The organism is Pseudomonas sp. 1L-E-NC-VB-C3, assembly GCF_057291535.1.
In genome coordinates, this window is the sequence record NZ_JBXAWD010000006.1 from 28,593 (window position 1) to 43,090 (window position 14,498).

At 61.4% G+C, this 14,498-nt stretch carries 13 protein-coding genes and 1 other RNA gene; 10 read left to right on the forward strand and 4 right to left on the reverse strand.

What is annotated here, in order from left to right:
* Window positions 1–76: 76 nt before the first annotated feature.
* From AC0Z5Z_RS11680 to AC0Z5Z_RS11695, 4 genes are all read left to right on the forward strand, one after another.
* Window positions 77–1,240, forward strand: coding sequence for a zinc-binding metallopeptidase family protein (locus tag AC0Z5Z_RS11680; protein ID WP_485611112.1), 1,164 nt, complete (start codon window positions 77–79; stop codon window positions 1,238–1,240).
* A 146-nt stretch (window positions 1,241–1,386) separates the two neighbouring features.
* Window positions 1,387–1,483, forward strand: an RNA gene (gene ffs / locus AC0Z5Z_RS11685) — signal recognition particle sRNA small type.
* A gap of 201 nt (window positions 1,484–1,684) precedes the next feature.
* Window positions 1,685–2,185: a hypothetical protein gene (locus AC0Z5Z_RS11690; protein ID WP_485611113.1), complete on the forward strand. Its 501-nt coding sequence runs from the start codon at window positions 1,685–1,687 to the stop codon at window positions 2,183–2,185.
* Between the two features lie 36 nt (window positions 2,186–2,221).
* Window positions 2,222–4,189, forward strand: a complete 1,968-nt coding sequence (locus tag AC0Z5Z_RS11695; protein ID WP_485611114.1) for a hypothetical protein — start codon at window positions 2,222–2,224, stop codon at window positions 4,187–4,189.
* Between the two features lie 20 nt (window positions 4,190–4,209).
* Here the strand turns inward: AC0Z5Z_RS11695 and AC0Z5Z_RS11700 are convergent, their stop codons facing one another.
* Complete coding sequence (locus AC0Z5Z_RS11700) at window positions 4,210–4,959, reverse strand: substrate-binding periplasmic protein (RefSeq protein WP_485611115.1); 750 nt, start codon at window positions 4,957–4,959, stop codon at window positions 4,210–4,212.
* Window positions 4,960–5,104: 145 nt separating this feature from the next.
* Between AC0Z5Z_RS11700 and dnaX the strand changes: the two genes are divergently transcribed.
* From dnaX to AC0Z5Z_RS11725, 5 genes are all read left to right on the forward strand, one after another.
* Window positions 5,105–7,189: a DNA polymerase III subunit gamma/tau gene (gene dnaX, locus AC0Z5Z_RS11705; RefSeq protein ID WP_485611116.1), complete on the forward strand. Its 2,085-nt coding sequence runs from the start codon at window positions 5,105–5,107 to the stop codon at window positions 7,187–7,189.
* 66 nt (window positions 7,190–7,255) lie between these two features.
* Window positions 7,256–7,594: a YbaB/EbfC family nucleoid-associated protein gene (locus AC0Z5Z_RS11710; protein ID WP_003223337.1), complete on the forward strand. Its 339-nt coding sequence runs from the start codon at window positions 7,256–7,258 to the stop codon at window positions 7,592–7,594.
* 261 nt (window positions 7,595–7,855) lie between these two features.
* Window positions 7,856–8,890, forward strand: coding sequence for an NADP-dependent oxidoreductase (locus tag AC0Z5Z_RS11715; protein ID WP_485611117.1), 1,035 nt, complete (start codon window positions 7,856–7,858; stop codon window positions 8,888–8,890).
* Window positions 8,891–8,956: 66 nt separating this feature from the next.
* The gene (gene recR, locus AC0Z5Z_RS11720; protein WP_016773861.1) at window positions 8,957–9,559 is read left to right on the forward strand and encodes a recombination mediator RecR; all 603 of its coding nucleotides are present in this window, start codon (window positions 8,957–8,959) and stop codon (window positions 9,557–9,559) included.
* A gap of 207 nt (window positions 9,560–9,766) precedes the next feature.
* Entirely contained in the window at window positions 9,767–10,915 is a 1,149-nt protein-coding gene (locus AC0Z5Z_RS11725; protein ID WP_485611118.1) for an acyl-CoA dehydrogenase family protein, read from the forward strand.
* A 110-nt stretch (window positions 10,916–11,025) separates the two neighbouring features.
* Here AC0Z5Z_RS11725 and AC0Z5Z_RS11730 read toward each other — a convergent pair whose 3' ends face one another.
* On the reverse strand, window positions 11,026–11,574 hold the full coding sequence (locus AC0Z5Z_RS11730) for an adenine phosphoribosyltransferase (protein WP_024012326.1): 549 nt from the start codon (window positions 11,572–11,574) through the stop codon (window positions 11,026–11,028).
* 75 nt (window positions 11,575–11,649) lie between these two features.
* Window positions 11,650–12,384: a fumarate/nitrate reduction transcriptional regulator Fnr gene (gene fnr, locus AC0Z5Z_RS11735; protein ID WP_016773865.1), complete on the reverse strand. Its 735-nt coding sequence runs from the start codon at window positions 12,382–12,384 to the stop codon at window positions 11,650–11,652.
* Window positions 12,385–12,538: 154 nt separating this feature from the next.
* Between fnr and AC0Z5Z_RS11740 the strand changes: the two genes are divergently transcribed.
* A complete protein-coding gene (locus AC0Z5Z_RS11740; RefSeq protein ID WP_076566956.1) occupies window positions 12,539–13,021 on the forward strand; it encodes a hypothetical protein in 483 nt (160 codons plus the stop codon).
* On the opposite strand, the gene hemN is transcribed toward AC0Z5Z_RS11740, so the two are convergent.
* On the reverse strand, window positions 13,018–14,400 hold the full coding sequence (gene hemN / locus AC0Z5Z_RS11745; protein ID WP_476249092.1) for an oxygen-independent coproporphyrinogen III oxidase: 1,383 nt from the start codon (window positions 14,398–14,400) through the stop codon (window positions 13,018–13,020). The two genes, AC0Z5Z_RS11740 and hemN, sit on opposite strands and share 4 nt — an antisense overlap.
* Window positions 14,401–14,498 lie beyond the last annotated feature (98 nt).

Below are 14,498 nucleotides of genomic sequence, written 5' to 3' on the forward strand. Positions count from 1 at the left end.
GGCTGCGCGGTTATGGGTGGGAACGATGTTGTCTTCCGGATGATCTAGTCTTGGCCAGTCCCAGGGAGAGATCGCCATGCACCGCTTTTTCGAGCAGCTCAGTTCCCGCATCATCGCGCCGTTCGTGGCCGGATCCTCGCGCAACAGCAAAGTCTGGCCGTGCCGTTGCGGCCAGTCGCTGTTCTTTCGCAACAGTCAGTGCCTGGCCTGTAACGCCTTGCTTGGTTATCAACCTGAACAAAGTCGCCTGACCTCGCTGCAGCCGGGGCCGGAAGAGGGCACCTGGACGCTCGACGCCGATCCCGACGCCGGACTGTTCCGCCGCTGCGCCAACCTCGACATGCCCGCCGCGTGCAACTGGCTGCTGCCGGCCAACGATCACGACACCTTGTGCATCGCTTGCAGCCTCAACCGCACCATTCCCGACCTGTCCGTCGCGGAAAATCCCGAACGCTGGCGCAAGGTCGAAATCGCCAAGCGTCGACTGGTCGCGCAACTGATCACCCTCGGCTTGCCGGTCATCCCGAAAACCGTCGACGAAGAAACCGGATTGGCTTTCGACTTCATCGGTGTCGACCTTGAAGGCAACGCGCCGATGACCGGCCACGCCAATGGCCTGATCACCCTCGATATCAAAGAGGCCGACGATGCGCACCGTGAACAGGTCAGGGCGGCGATGCACGAACCTTACCGCACGCTGCTCGGGCATTTTCGCCATGAGGTCGGCCACTACTACTGGGATCGCCTCATCGCCAACGGCCCTTGGCTGGAGGCGTTCCGTAACCTGTTCGGCGACGAGCGCGCCAGTTACGCCGACGCGCTGGACCGGCATTACCAGCAAGGCGCACCGCTGGACTGGCCGCAGCACTACGTCAGTGCCTACGCGACCATGCACCCGTGGGAAGACTGGGCGGAAACCTGGGCGCACTACCTGCACATGATGGACGCCGTGGATACTGCGCTGGGCTTCGGCATGAGCGCGCGGGAAATGGACTTCGACTATCAGCCGTTTCCGACCAGCACCCTGTACGACCCGGAGCACCCCGGCGGTGGCGCTTTCCTGTCATTCGTCAATGCGTGGATCGAGCTGGCGGGCATGCTCAACGAACTGTCGCGCAGCATGGGCCAGCCGGATTTCTATCCGTTCGTACTGCCGGCAGCGGCGATCGCCAAGCTGCACTTCATTCATCTGGTGATCCAGGATGCGGGCGGTCGCGCAGACGAAGTCCTGGCCCTGTAGAAGCTGGCGCAGGCTGCGATCTTTTGGCGTCACCGCATGTCCTTGAACCTGTTGGTATTTTTTATCTGCAACCAACGGTTGTAACTTCATCTCAGACAGGTACAATGGCGCGGCTCGCCGACAGGCAAGCGTCGTTATGGTGACCCCATCGGTCCCCCCGCAACGATTACCCGTGAACCTGGTCAGATCCGGAAGGAAGCAGCCACAGCGGGAACATTGTGTGCCGGGGTGTGGCTGGTGGGGGCACCACCTTAACGAACCTACCGAGAATTCAGAGAACTGCATGGGTTTGCCCACTGCGGTTTTTTTATGCCTGCGATTTGGCTAGTGGCGTTGATCCGCCAGCAAAAATGCTCGGATCAGCCGGGCAGCTTCCAGTGCCCGTGCGGCTGTCGACAGCGAACAGTGGCATACTCCCCCGCCTGGCAACGAGAGGTAAGGCAAGTGGGTGAAATTGACGATCTGACCCGGGAAAAGCTGCGCGAATGGCAGTTGCGTCGTCTGGAAGTCAAAGCACAGATGCAGGATCAGCCCGCGCGCACGCTGGAACTGTCGCGAGTGCTCGACCTGATGGATGAAGAACACGCTGCGATTCTGGCGGCATCTGCTGTTTTCAACGCGGCAGACGAGCCTGAACAGTCGGTCCCGGTCGAGGCACAATCGGCGATCGTCGAGCACGCATCAGCCTCGCCGACCGCAAAGTACGACCTGCAACTGCAAGCCACCGCTCATAGCCCTGAACACCTGCGCAAACTGCTCGAAATGGCGCTCTACGAAGTGCAGGCGCAGATCGATGCGGCGGCGGTGGCCAGCGGCACTGAACGACGCGGCATGTCCGGCACGCTCGGCGGTTACTCCTTCGAGCTGCGCATCAGCCCCGAGGCCGGCAGTGAAGGAAACTTGCCGCAGTCTCATGAAATGCCCGACGAGAATGACCAGGACTGATCTGGTGTTGTATTAAAGCCCAGGCGGCGAGGTTGTATGCACCCGGAACATTTTGATTTGGCCACCCCGGTATTTCTGCCCATCACCCATGATGTGTGTACGGCGCTGTTGCAGCCCGAGGGTGACGCGACACTCGCCAACCTGAGCGACCCGGAACTGGCGGCGGTGCTGGTCATCCAGAACCTTGCCCAGGCCACGGAAAAGGACCTGAGCGCCAGCGCAGCGGAGAAAATTCTCGCCAGACTCATTGACTGGTCTGTCACCTCCCGGCGCTCCGGATCGGCGGGACTGCTTGCAGAGGCGCGGCGTCTTTTCGATTCGCGCAAATTGTACTTCGGCCTCAATGCGCTCAAAGCCCTGAACCTGCGGTTTCTCATGGCCGATGAAGTCGCCGCACAGGAATATCTGTTGCCCGGCGGGCAGTGGGATGTGGACTACAAAGTCCGCCACCAGCAACAGAACAACCCGTTTCGGCAGCAAATGGTCACGCCACGCGAGCGCGAGCACTGGTTGAGCGCGGCGCAGGACAAGCTGCTGCGAACCTTTCGCGCCAACCTCGACGAAGACCTGCACGTGCAGGGTTATGCGGGCATCGGCAAGAGTTACATGCTCAGCGCGCTGATCGAATGCCTGCGCTCGAAACGCACCCTGGTGCTGGCGCGCACCCCGGCGAAACTGGCGACGTTGCGCAAGCACATCGTGCAAGTGCACGACACGGAAATTGGCCAGACCTTCTACGATTTTGCCCAGGCCCAGTTGCTTGGCCCCCGATCGCACATGGCCAGGACGCCAGCGCGTATCCCGAGCAGGCAGGCGCTGGCGCAGGAACTGAATATGTTCGGCTTTCGCCACCACGATGGGCAGGGCACTCTGGAGGTTTGTCTGCGCGTGCTGGAGCTGTATTGCGCCTCAAGAGATCACACGCTATCCGCCAGGCACCTGCCGCATTTTCAGCAGCCGTTGAGCGGCGCAGACTCACAGGCGCTGCTGGAATATTCCAGTCGCCTGTGGGTGTATCTGGAAGCCAATCCGGCCTGGGCCAGCCAGAGCGGTTTTCCGACGTTGCTCATGATCAAGCGCGCCAGTCTGGCCGGTTGCCGCGTCCCGCCGCGCTACACCCATGTGATCATCGACGAAAGCCAGGACGTGCCGGCGTCGCTGCTGCAAATCATCGAGCGCGGGCAGCAGGTGCTGATCACCCTCGGCGATGAATATCAGCAGGCCACGGGCGAGGCGCCCAAGCGCAAGCGTGAAGTCCGTCAGAGCGATATCTGCTATTCGGTGCGTTCGGGGCGCAATGTCGAGCGCCTGGTCAATCCGCTGATCTCGCGCCACACGCACAAGAGCAAAGTGCCGTTCGAAGGCGCTCGTCACGCCGACGTCGATATCGAGTACTACCCGCAAGCCTTCGTGCCGCCCGAAGGTTGCGTGGTGCTGACCGCGTCACCCTGGGACACGATGATGTGGGCCATCCATCTGCACGACTCCAGTTGCGCCTTCAGTTTTCCCGACCGGGAAGCGCAGGACGACATCAAGCATTTCATGACCACCGCCATCGAGCTGTTCCGCCGCGATTTCTACAACGCCGGGTCCAGCGAGAAAGGACCGCACCCGTATTTCAGCGACATGGCTGATTGGCAGCAGGTGCGTGAGGCCAACCGTTTCGACGAGGCGTTTTTGTGGATCGAAGCGCAACTGCAAAACGGCTTCATGATTGCCGACCTGACTCGCCTGAGCCAAAAGATCATCGAGCCAGGCAAAGCCTGTCTGTTGATGATGGCCGAGCGGGCTGGCGGCATGGAGTTCAAGCGCGTGCTGTTGACCCGGACGTTGCTCAGTAACGAGAAATTCAAGGATGCCTACGAGTTCGATCAGCGCATCTGTGCCGTGTACATCGCCGTGTCCCGTGCCCGGCAGCAGCTCTATCTGCCTTACGACGTGGTCGAGTGGATCGATTATCACCACAGCCGCGAGCCGAAATTCCGCGAATCGCACGGTTATTGACCCGGCCAACCCTGTGGGAGCTAGGGTGTGGTTGAAGAGGCGCCGGTGTACAACCTGATTATGTCGTCGATCTCGCCGGACATTTTCATGCGCAGCAACGTTCGTAAAATCCGCTGCACCGGCACGTTCGGGTCGTTCCTCACATAGCAGCCGATATTCTGTTCCTGCAGCACCGCGACCCCTTGCAACTGCTGCTCCGGCAGCAGGCGTTGATTGATCCAGTCCAGTGTCCACTGATTGCTCACCGCATAGCGGTATCGCCCGGCCAGCAGCTTTTCCAGTACCTGTTCCTGATTGCGCGCGTCTTCGCGTTGCAACTGGTCGGCGTCGAACAGCGGTTGCAGGGTAGGGTAGCTGTAACCGAGGACGGTGCCGATGGCCTGGCGCGGCAACTGGGCGGGATTGATCTGCGCCGGTTGTTCCTTGCGGCTGATCAGCAGGTCGCGCTGAAACCACAACGGCACGCTCCAGATGTAATCGCCGGACTGATTCGGCAGCCACGACTGTGCGGCATAGCAGCGCACGTCGATGTCGCCGTGTTCCATGGCGCTCTGTACCCGCGCGCGCGGCAGGACGACGAACTGTGCCGGCGCGCCAACCTGGGTCGCCAGGCTGAGCAGGACGTCGTGCAGTATCCCCTGGGTCGGTCTGCCGCCTTGCAGTTGCACCATCGGCATCGCCCAACTGTCCGGCACGGCGAAACGCAACGGTGCCTGCGTTGCCATCGCGTTGAGGCTGATTCCCAGCAATGCCGCCACGGCCCACCGCATAAACGCTCCGGTAATTCCTCGTCCCGAGCCGATAAAAGCCTCTGCTGATGCAGCTTAGCCATATTAGACGAGGACACCGGATGCAATTTTGCCCTTGCTCCGCTAGCATTAGCCGCTTCTGCTTCCTTCGCTGCGACGGTTTTCGATGAGTTATCAGGTTCTTGCACGTAAATGGCGTCCGCGCTCGTTCCGCGAAATGGTCGGCCAGACCCATGTGCTCAAGGCTCTGATCAATGCCTTGGACAGCCAGCGGCTGCACCACGCTTACCTGTTCACCGGGACGCGCGGGGTCGGCAAGACCACCATCGCGCGGATCATTGCCAAGTGCCTGAACTGCGAGACAGGTATCACCTCCAGCCCCTGCGGCGAGTGCTCGGTGTGCCGCGAGATCGATGAAGGCCGTTTTGTCGACCTGATCGAGATCGACGCCGCCAGCCGCACCAAGGTCGAAGACACCCGCGAACTGCTCGATAACGTGCAGTACGCGCCAAGCCGTGGGCGCTTCAAGGTCTACCTGATCGACGAAGTGCACATGCTTTCCAGCCATTCCTTCAATGCGCTGTTGAAAACCCTCGAAGAGCCGCCGCCCTACGTCAAGTTCATCCTGGCGACCACCGATCCGCAGAAACTTCCGGCAACGATTCTTTCGCGCTGCCTGCAGTTCTCCCTGAAGAACATGACGCCCGAGCGTGTGGTCGAGCATTTGACCCACGTCCTGACCGCAGAAAACGTACCGTTCGAAGACGATGCACTGTGGCTGCTTGGTCGCGCTGCTGACGGCTCGATGCGCGACGCCATGAGCCTGACCGATCAGGCCATCGCGTTCGGTGAAGGCAAGGTCCTCGCGACCGACGTGCGCGCGATGCTCGGCACGCTGGATCACGGTCAGGTCTATGACGTGCTGCATGCGCTGATCGAAGGCGATGCCAAGGCGCTGCTCGAAGCCGTGCGGCATCTGGCCGAGCAAGGCCCGGACTGGAACGGCGTGCTCTCGGAAATTCTCAACGTGCTGCACCGCGTGGCCATCGCTCAGGCGTTGCCGGAAGGCGTCGACAATGGCCACGGCGACCGTGATCGCGTATTGGCCCTGGCTCAGGCGCTGCCGGCCGAAGACGTGCAGTTCTATTACCAGATGGGCCTGATCGGTCGCCGCGACTTGCCGCTCGCGCCGGACCCGCGTGGCGGTTTCGAGATGGTCTTGCTGCGGATGCTCGCGTTCCGACCGGCGGATACGGCGGACGCGCCGAGGCAACCGCTAAAGCCAGTGGGGATCAGCCAGGCCACAGTTGATTCCGCAAACTCAGTGGCTGCCGCGCCGAAGCCTGCGCCGGTGGTCGCTGCGGCTGCTGCGCCAGCACCCGCGCCCGCACCGGTAGCAGCGCCGGCTGCCGAGCCAGAACCGGATGTGCCGGTTGTCGAAGCGCACCCGGAGCCTGAGCCAGTCGCCGTCGAAACCGTGGTCGATCTGCCATGGAACGACCCGGTGGAAGCCGAGGCCGAGCCGGCGCCAGTTCAGCAACCCGCCGTCGAACCGGTGCTGGAAACTGCTGGCGAGCAGCCTGAATTGCCGCCGATGCCGCTGCCGACCCCGGACAGCGTGGTCCCGGATGCGCCGGAGTGGGCCGCTGCGCCGATTCCCGAGCCTTCCGTCGCCGAGGTCGATGCCGCTACGCCGGGCATGGACATGGACGACGAACCGCCGCTGGATGAAGACTACATCGAGCCGGACATGGATTCGGCCTACAGCTACCTCGACGAACTGGCCAGCGAACACGCCGCCGATCCCGAGCCTGAGCCCGAGCCGGAGCCTGCTGCCGCGCCGGCCACCGGCCTGGCCCTGCAATGGCTGGAGCTGTTCCCGAAGCTGCCGATTTCCGGCATGACCGGCAGCATCGCCGCCAACTGCACGTTGATTGCGGTCGACGGCGATCATTGGTTGATGCACCTCGATCCGGCCCACAGCGCGCTGTTCAACGCCACGCAACAGCGTCGTCTCAACGACGCGTTGAACCAGTTCCACGGGCGCACGCTGACGCTGACCATCGAGCTGATCAAGCCCGAGCAGGAAACCCCGGCCCAGGCCGCCTCCCGCCGCCGCGCCAATCGCCAGCGTGAGGCGGAGGAATCGATCCATGGTGATCCGTTCATCCAGCAGATGGTTCAGCAGTTCGGCGCGGTGGTGCGAAGCGATACTATTGAACCTGTCGACGCCTTGGTCACCCAAGGCTAATAACTGAAGGTGCTCGGCCAAGATGGCCGGGCGCTGTTTTATCCAAGTACGTTTGAGGTGATTCCCATGATGAAAGGTGGCATGGCCGGCCTGATGAAGCAGGCGCAGCAGATGCAGGAAAAAATGGCCAAGATGCAGGAAGAACTGGCCAACGCCGAAGTCACCGGTAAGGCCGGCGGCGACATGGTCACCGTGGTGATGACCGGTCGTCACGACGTCAAGAGCGTGAGCATCGACCCAAGCCTGGTCGAAGGCCTGAGCGAAGACGACAAAGAAATGCTGGAAGCCGTGGTCGCTGCCGCCGTCAACGACGCCGTGCGCAAGATCGAAGCCAACAGCCAGGAAAAAATGGGCAGCATGACCGCCGGCATGAACCTGCCAGCGGGTATGAAACTGCCATTCTGATTCGCCTTTGGGCGGCAGATGAGCTACACAAAATGCCAGGCATTGTGCCTGGCATTTTTGTTTCTGCCTGATGGGCATGTGCCGCAGACTGACGCTTTCGCGAGCAGGCTCGCTCCCACAGGGATTGCATTTCCAAGTGTGGGAGCGAGCCTGCTCGCGAATGAAGTCACCTCGGTCAAAACTGCAGAAACATCGAACACACCACCGCTACCAAGGTCTGCTCCCTATACACCGAATTCCCCATTCACAGGAGACGCTGACATGTCCGACCCTCTCACCCTCAATCAACGCTTCGTCCTCGCCTCGCGCCCGAGCGGCGCGCCGACCCCGGAGAACTTCCGTCTGGAGCGCGAGGCGCTGCCGGACCTGCGGGACGGTCAGGTATTGCTGAAAACCCTGTACCTGTCGCTTGACCCGTACATGCGCGGACGTATGAGCGACGCACCGTCCTACGCTGCGCCAGTGCAAATCGGCGAAGTCATGACCGGTGGTGCGGTCAGCCGGGTCGAGCAGTCCAATCATCCGAAATTCCACGTAGGTGATCTGGTGGTTGGCGCCACCGGTTGGCAGAGCCACAGCATCAGCGACGGTCGCAACATCATGCCGATCCCGGCCGGCCTGCCGAGCCCGTCGATGGCCCTCGGCGTACTGGGCATGCCGGGCATGACCGCGTACATGGGCCTGATGGACATCGGCCAGCCGAAAGAGGGCGAAACCCTGGTAGTGGCTGCAGCGTCCGGTGCCGTCGGCTCGGTGGTCGGGCAAGTGGCGAAGATCAAAGGCCTGCGCGCGGTCGGCGTGGCCGGTGGTGCCGAGAAGTGCAAATACGTGGTCGAGGAGCTGGGTTTTGATGCCTGCATCGACCACAAGGCCGATGACTTCGCCGAGCAACTTGCCAAGGCCTGTCCGAACGGCATCGACATTTACTACGAGAACGTCGGCGGCCATGTCTTCGATGCCGTCGTGCCGTTGCTCAATCCCAAGGCGCGCATCCCGTTGTGCGGCCTGATCGCCGGCTACAACGCCGCCGAGGCGCCGACCGGACCGGATCGTTTGCCGATGCTGCAACGCACTTTGCTCACCAAGCGTGTGCGGATTCAGGGCTTCATCGTCTTCGACGATTACGGTGATCGTCAGCCGGAATTCATCAGCCACATGGTGCCGTGGGTTCGCGACGGCAAAGTGAAATTCCGTGAGGACGTGGTCGAAGGCCTGGAGCAGGCGCCCGAGGCGTTCATCGGTCTGCTGGAAGGGCGCAACTTCGGCAAACTGGTGGTCCGGGTCGCCCAGGACTGAGGATTTGACGCTGGCCAGAGGCGCGGGTATAAACCGCGTCTCGTTGTTTAGTCGGACTGTTTACCCATGAGCTTCAGCCCTTTGATTCGCCAACTGATCGACGCTCTGCGCACCTTGCCGGGCGTGGGTCAGAAAACCGCTCAGCGCATGGCGTTGCAGTTGCTCGAACGTGATCGCAGCGGCGGTACGCGTCTGGCCCAGGCCTTGAGCCAGGCCATGGAAGGCGTTGGCCATTGCCGCCAGTGCCGCACGCTGACCGAAGACGACCTCTGCCCGCAATGCGCCGACCCGCGCCGCGATGACACGCTGCTCTGCGTGGTCGAAGGGCCGATGGACGTTTATGCGGTGGAGCAGACCGGCTTCCGTGGCCGCTATTTCGTGCTCAAGGGGCACTTGTCGCCGCTGGATGGCCTGGGGCCGGAAGCGATCGGCATTCCGCAACTGATGGCGCGGATTGAAGAGGCGGGGACCTTTACTGAAGTCATCCTCGCCACCAACCCGACGGTGGAAGGCGAAGCGACGGCGCACTACATCGCGCAGTTGCTCAACAACAAAGGCCTGGTCGCCTCGCGGATTGCCCACGGCGTACCGCTGGGCGGTGAGCTGGAGCTGGTCGACGGCGGCACGCTGGCGCATTCGTTTGCCGGGCGTAAACCTATCTCCCTGTAAGTCTCTATCGCCCTTTCGGGCCACATCGCTGGCAAGCCAGCTCCCACAGTGTTGGATGTGACCCACAGCATATGTGTCCACACCGAACCCTGTGGGAGCTGGCTTGCCAGCGATGGCCGCGCTGCGGTCGATCTGATTCACACAATTTCATTGATAACCAAGCAAGCGCTCGGTTAACGTCGGCGAACCCTTCCGTGGAGCTCGCCCATGCCTGCCTTTCAGGAATACTTCGACCCCAGCCACCAATTGGTCCGCGACAGCGTCAGACGTTTCGTCGAACGCGAGATTCTGCCGGGCATCGATCAGTGGGAAGAAGCCGAAAGCTTTCCCCGTGACCTGTACCTCAAGGCCGGTGCGGCGGGCATTCTCGGTATCGGCTATCCCGAAGCGCTCGGCGGCAGCCATGAGGGCGATCTGTTCGCCAAGGTCGCCGCCAGTGAAGAGCTGATGCGCTGTGGCTCTGGTGGCCTGGTGGCGGGGTTGGGTTCGCTGGATATCGGCCTGCCACCGATCGTCAAATGGGCGCGGCCAGAAGTTCGCGAGCGGGTGGTACCGCTGGTGCTCAGCGGCGAGAAAATCAGCGCGCTGGCAGTCACCGAACCCGGCGGCGGTTCCGACGTCGCCAACTTGCAAACCCGCGCGGTGCGTGACGGCGACTTCTACCGGGTCAGTGGCAGCAAAACTTTCATCACCAGCGGTGTGCGCGCGGATTTCTACACCGTCGCGGTGCGTACCGGTGCGCCGGGGTTCGGCGGTATCAGTCTGTTGCTGATCGAGAAGGGCACGCCGGGGTTCAGTGTCGGTAGGCAATTGAAGAAAATGGGCTGGTGGGCCTCTGACACCGCTGAATTGTTCTTCGACGATTGCCGCGTGCCTGTAGGAAACCTCATCGGCGCCGAGAACATGGGCTTCGCCTGCATCATGGGCAATTTTCAGAGCGAACGCCTGGCGCTGGCGCTGATGGCCAACATGACGGCGCAATTGGCGCTGGAGGAGAGCCTGAAGTGGGCGCGCGAGCGTGAGGCATTTGGCAAACCCATCGGCAAGTTTCAGGTAATCAAACATCGGCTCGCCGAAATGGCCACGGCGCTGGAAGTGTCGCGGGAGTTCACTTACCGGCAAGCGGCAAAAATGGCGGCGGGGCAGAGCGTGATCAAGGAGATTTCCATGGCGAAGAACTTCGCCACCGACACCTCCGACCGGATCACCACCGAGGCCGTGCAGATTCTTGGCGGGCTCGGTTACATGCGTGAAAGCCTGGTGGAGCGGCTGTATCGGGATAATCGCATTCTGTCGATTGGCGGCGGAACGCGGGAAGTGATGAACGAAATCATCAGCAAGCAGATGGGGCTCTAAGTCCTGCGGTGTAGCTGCCGGCCCCTTCGCGAGCAGGCTCGCTCCCACAGTTGTAATGCATTGCCCTGTGGGAGCGAGCCTGCTCGCGAAAGCGGCCTGTCAGACGCTGCTTATTTATCGGTCAAAGCAAACTGCGTCAGGCAAAAGGTAGGAATGCCCATATCCTGCAAGCGCTGCGAGCCTTGCAGCTCTGGCAAATCAATGATCGCCGCCGCTTCATGCACCCGCGCGCCCATGCGGCGAATCAGGTTGGCTGCTGCGATCAGCGTGCCGCCGGTAGCGATCAGGTCATCGAACATCACCACCGAATCGCCTTCACACAGGCTGTCGGCGTGCACTTCCAGAAACGCTTCGCCGTACTCGGTGGCGTAACCTTCGGCCAGTACGTCCGCCGGCAGTTTGCCTTGCTTGCGGAACAGCACCAGCGGCTTGTTCAACTGATAGGCCAGTACCGAACCGATCAGAAAACCACGGGCATCCATGGCGCCGATGTGGGTAAAGTCGGCTTCGACGTAGCGATGGGCGAAGCTGTCCATCACCAGGCGCAGGGCCGTCGGCGACTGGAACAGCGGGGTGATGTCGCGAAAGATCACGCCCGGTTTCGGGAAGTCGATCACGGGGCGGATCAGGGATTTGATGTCGAAGGAGTCGAAGACCATCGGGGTGTCCTGGCAGGGCTGCAAACGGCGCAGTATACCCGCGGCTGAAACGATTCGCTCAACCGCGGGTCGTGATCAGCCTTCGATCGAACCGCCGGCCAGCGCGCACAGCTGAATCGGGTCGAGGATATGGATCTCCTTGCCCTCGGCGGCAATCAGCTCGTTCTGCTGGAAACGGGTGAACACACGCGACACGGTTTCCACCGCCAGGCCCAGGTAATTGCCGATTTCATTGCGCGACATGCTCAGGCGGAACTGGTTGGCCGAGAAGCCGCGAGCGCGGAAGCGTGCCGACAGGTTGACCAGGAAAGTAGCGATGCGCTCGTCAGCGGTTTTCTTCGACAGCAGCAGCATCATTTGCTGGTCGTCACGAATCTCGCGGCTCATCACCCGCATCAACTGGCGGCGCAGTTGTGGCAATTGCAGCGCGAGTTCATCGAGGCGCTCGAAGGGGATTTCGCAAACCGAAGTGGTTTCCAACGCCTGGGCCGAGACCGGGTGTTTTTCGGTGTCCATGCCCGACAGTCCGACCAGTTCGCTCGGCAGGTGGAAGCCGGTCAGCTGTTCTTCGCCGGCATCGCTCAGGCTGAAAGTCTTCAGCGCGCCGGAGCGGACTGCATAAACAGAATCGAAGGTGTCGCCCTGGCGGAACAGGAATTCGCCTTTCTTCAGCGGGCGGCCGCGTTTAACGATTTCGTCGAGCGCATCCATGTCTTCCAGATTCAGAGAAAGTGGCAGGCAGAGCGGGGCCAGGCTGCAATCCTTGCAGTGGGCCTGGTTGTGAGCGCGCAGTTTGACTGGCTCGGACATTTCTTCAATCCTTGTGGGAAAACACACATAAGCCGTAAGGGTAACCCACGGGAGGACATTCAGGCCAGCACGTGGCGGCGTTGTCCTACAGACATAAAGCCGCAGCACCGGCGGCCGATAACCCGCTATCAGCACTCAACCAAGGAAGGCCCCGATGACCGCCATTGGTACGCTAAGCCCCGGCAGCAGCGGCGTTGCCGCTTCGCCGGAGATGACCAGCACCGACGCTGCAATCGATCGCGATGAAGACTTGTCGCACACGGCAACCCCGACCTTGGTCGAGGGCGTCAAAGTGTCGCTGTCCGGCGCGGCCATCGCCAAATCCGCCGCTGTCGGTGGCGAGAACAGCGACATCGACAACAGTGGCTTACCGGAGAACATCCAACAGTTGCTGAAGATGATTCGCAAGATTCAAAAAGAAATCATCGAGAAAAAAGCGCGCATGGCGGCGGTCATGTCAGACAGAACCCTCTCCAACGAGGAAAAGATCAACAAGCTCGCCGCACTGCGGGGCGCCATCGCCGCCCTCAACAGTGGCCTGATCACCGCCAACCTCGCCCTGTCGAAAGTCATGAACCAGTCGGCGCTCAATCCTGACCAGAACCTCAAAGTCGGCTCGTTGCTGACCAAGCCTTAAATCACCCGCGAGAAACGCTGGCGGTTCTGCTGCTCCAGGTACGCATCGAAAACCATGCACACCGAGCGCACCAGCAATCGGCCCGCTGGCAACACCTCGATGCGCTCGCGCTCGAGTCTGATCAGGCCATCCTCGGCCATGCCTTGCAACTGCGGCCAGAGCGCGCCGAAATAGCCTTGAAAATCGATGTTGAACTGCTGCTCGATCTCGGCGAATTCGAGTTTGAAATTGCAGATCAGCTGCTGAATCACTGCGCGGCGCAAGCGGTCGTCGGCGTTACACACCAGACCGCGACTGGTCGCCAGTTGTGTGCTGGCGAGGCTGTTCTGATACGCGTTGAGGTCGCTGCTGTTCTGGCAGTACAGATCGCCGATCTGGCTGATCGCCGACACGCCCAGGCCAATCAGGTCGCAATGGCCATGGGTGGTGTAACCCTGGAAGTTGCGTTGCAGGGTGTGCTCTTCCTGGGCAATCGCCAGTTCGTCATCAGGCAGGGCGAAGTGGTCCATGCCGATGTAGCGGTAGCCGGCAGCGGTCAGTTGCTCGATGGTGCGCTGGAGCATTTCCAGCTTGTGCGCCGGGCTCGGCAGTTCGCTGCTGTTGATTCGCCGCTGGGGCATGAAGCGTTCCGGCAGGTGCGCATAGTTGAACACCGACAGGCGATCCGGTTGCAGGCTGATCACTTCCTCGACGGTGCGAGCGAAATTGTCGGGCGTCTGCTTGGGCAGGCCATAAATCAGATCGATGTTGATCGAGCGAAATTGCAGGGTTCGCGCCGCATCGATCACCGCGCGGGTTTCTTCCAGGCTTTGCAGGCGATTGACCGCGCGCTGCACCGCCGGGTCAAGATCCTGCAGGCCAATGCTGACCCGGTTGAAACCCAATTCACGCAACAGGCCCATGGTCGACCAGTCGGCTTCGCGCGGGTCGATTTCAATGCCGTAATCGCCCGAGTCATCGTTGAGCAAATTGAAATGCTTGCGCAGGTGCGCCATCAGCTGGCGCAATTCGTCGTGGCTGAGAAAAGTCGGCGTGCCGCCACCGAAATGCAGCTGCTCGACGGTTTGCGCCGGGTCGAGGTGGCAGGCAATCAACTGGATTTCCTGCTCGAGCCGTTGCAGATACGGCTGCGCGCGACCGCGATCCTTGGTGATGACCTTATTGCAGGCGCAGTAGTAGCAAATGTTCGCGCAGAACGGCACATGCACGTACAGCGACAACGGCCGCTGCGCCTTGCGGCTGTCGCGCAGGGCGTGGAACAGGTCGAAAGTGCCGACCTGACCGTGAAATTGCACGGCGGTCGGATATGAGGTGTAGCGTGGCCCCGCCAGATCGTAGCGGCGGATCAGATCAGAGTCCCAACGAATGGCGTCGAGCATGCGGGCATTCCCCCGGATAGGCTGGCAGTGTGGCGAGTCTAGGGGAGTGCGTTACAGGGCATCTTGATTTGCATCAACGGCGAGGATTTGTGTTGTTC

Bases quoted from the DNA above. Each gene is read 5' to 3' on its own strand.
- AC0Z5Z_RS11710 (WP_003223337.1), top strand. From the start codon at position 7,256: ATGATGAAAGGTGGCATGGCCGGCCTGATGAAGCAGGCGCAGCAGATG.
- AC0Z5Z_RS11740 (WP_076566956.1), top strand. From the start codon at position 12,539: ATGACCGCCATTGGTACGCTAAGCCCCGGCAGCAGCGGCGTTGCCGCT.
- AC0Z5Z_RS11695 (WP_485611114.1), top strand. From the start codon at position 2,222: ATGCACCCGGAACATTTTGATTTGGCCACCCCGGTATTTCTGCCCATC.
- AC0Z5Z_RS11730 (WP_024012326.1), bottom strand. From the start codon at position 11,574: ATGGTCTTCGACTCCTTCGACATCAAATCCCTGATCCGCCCCGTGATC.
- AC0Z5Z_RS11700 (WP_485611115.1), bottom strand. From the start codon at position 4,959: ATGCGGTGGGCCGTGGCGGCATTGCTGGGAATCAGCCTCAACGCGATG.
- fnr (WP_016773865.1), bottom strand. From the start codon at position 12,384: ATGTCCGAGCCAGTCAAACTGCGCGCTCACAACCAGGCCCACTGCAAG.
- AC0Z5Z_RS11715 (WP_485611117.1), top strand. From the start codon at position 7,856: ATGTCCGACCCTCTCACCCTCAATCAACGCTTCGTCCTCGCCTCGCGC.
- dnaX (WP_485611116.1), top strand. From the start codon at position 5,105: ATGAGTTATCAGGTTCTTGCACGTAAATGGCGTCCGCGCTCGTTCCGC.
- AC0Z5Z_RS11680 (WP_485611112.1), top strand. From the start codon at position 77: ATGCACCGCTTTTTCGAGCAGCTCAGTTCCCGCATCATCGCGCCGTTC.
- AC0Z5Z_RS11725 (WP_485611118.1), top strand. From the start codon at position 9,767: ATGCCTGCCTTTCAGGAATACTTCGACCCCAGCCACCAATTGGTCCGC.
- hemN (WP_476249092.1), bottom strand. From the start codon at position 14,400: ATGCTCGACGCCATTCGTTGGGACTCTGATCTGATCCGCCGCTACGAT.
- recR (WP_016773861.1), top strand. From the start codon at position 8,957: ATGAGCTTCAGCCCTTTGATTCGCCAACTGATCGACGCTCTGCGCACC.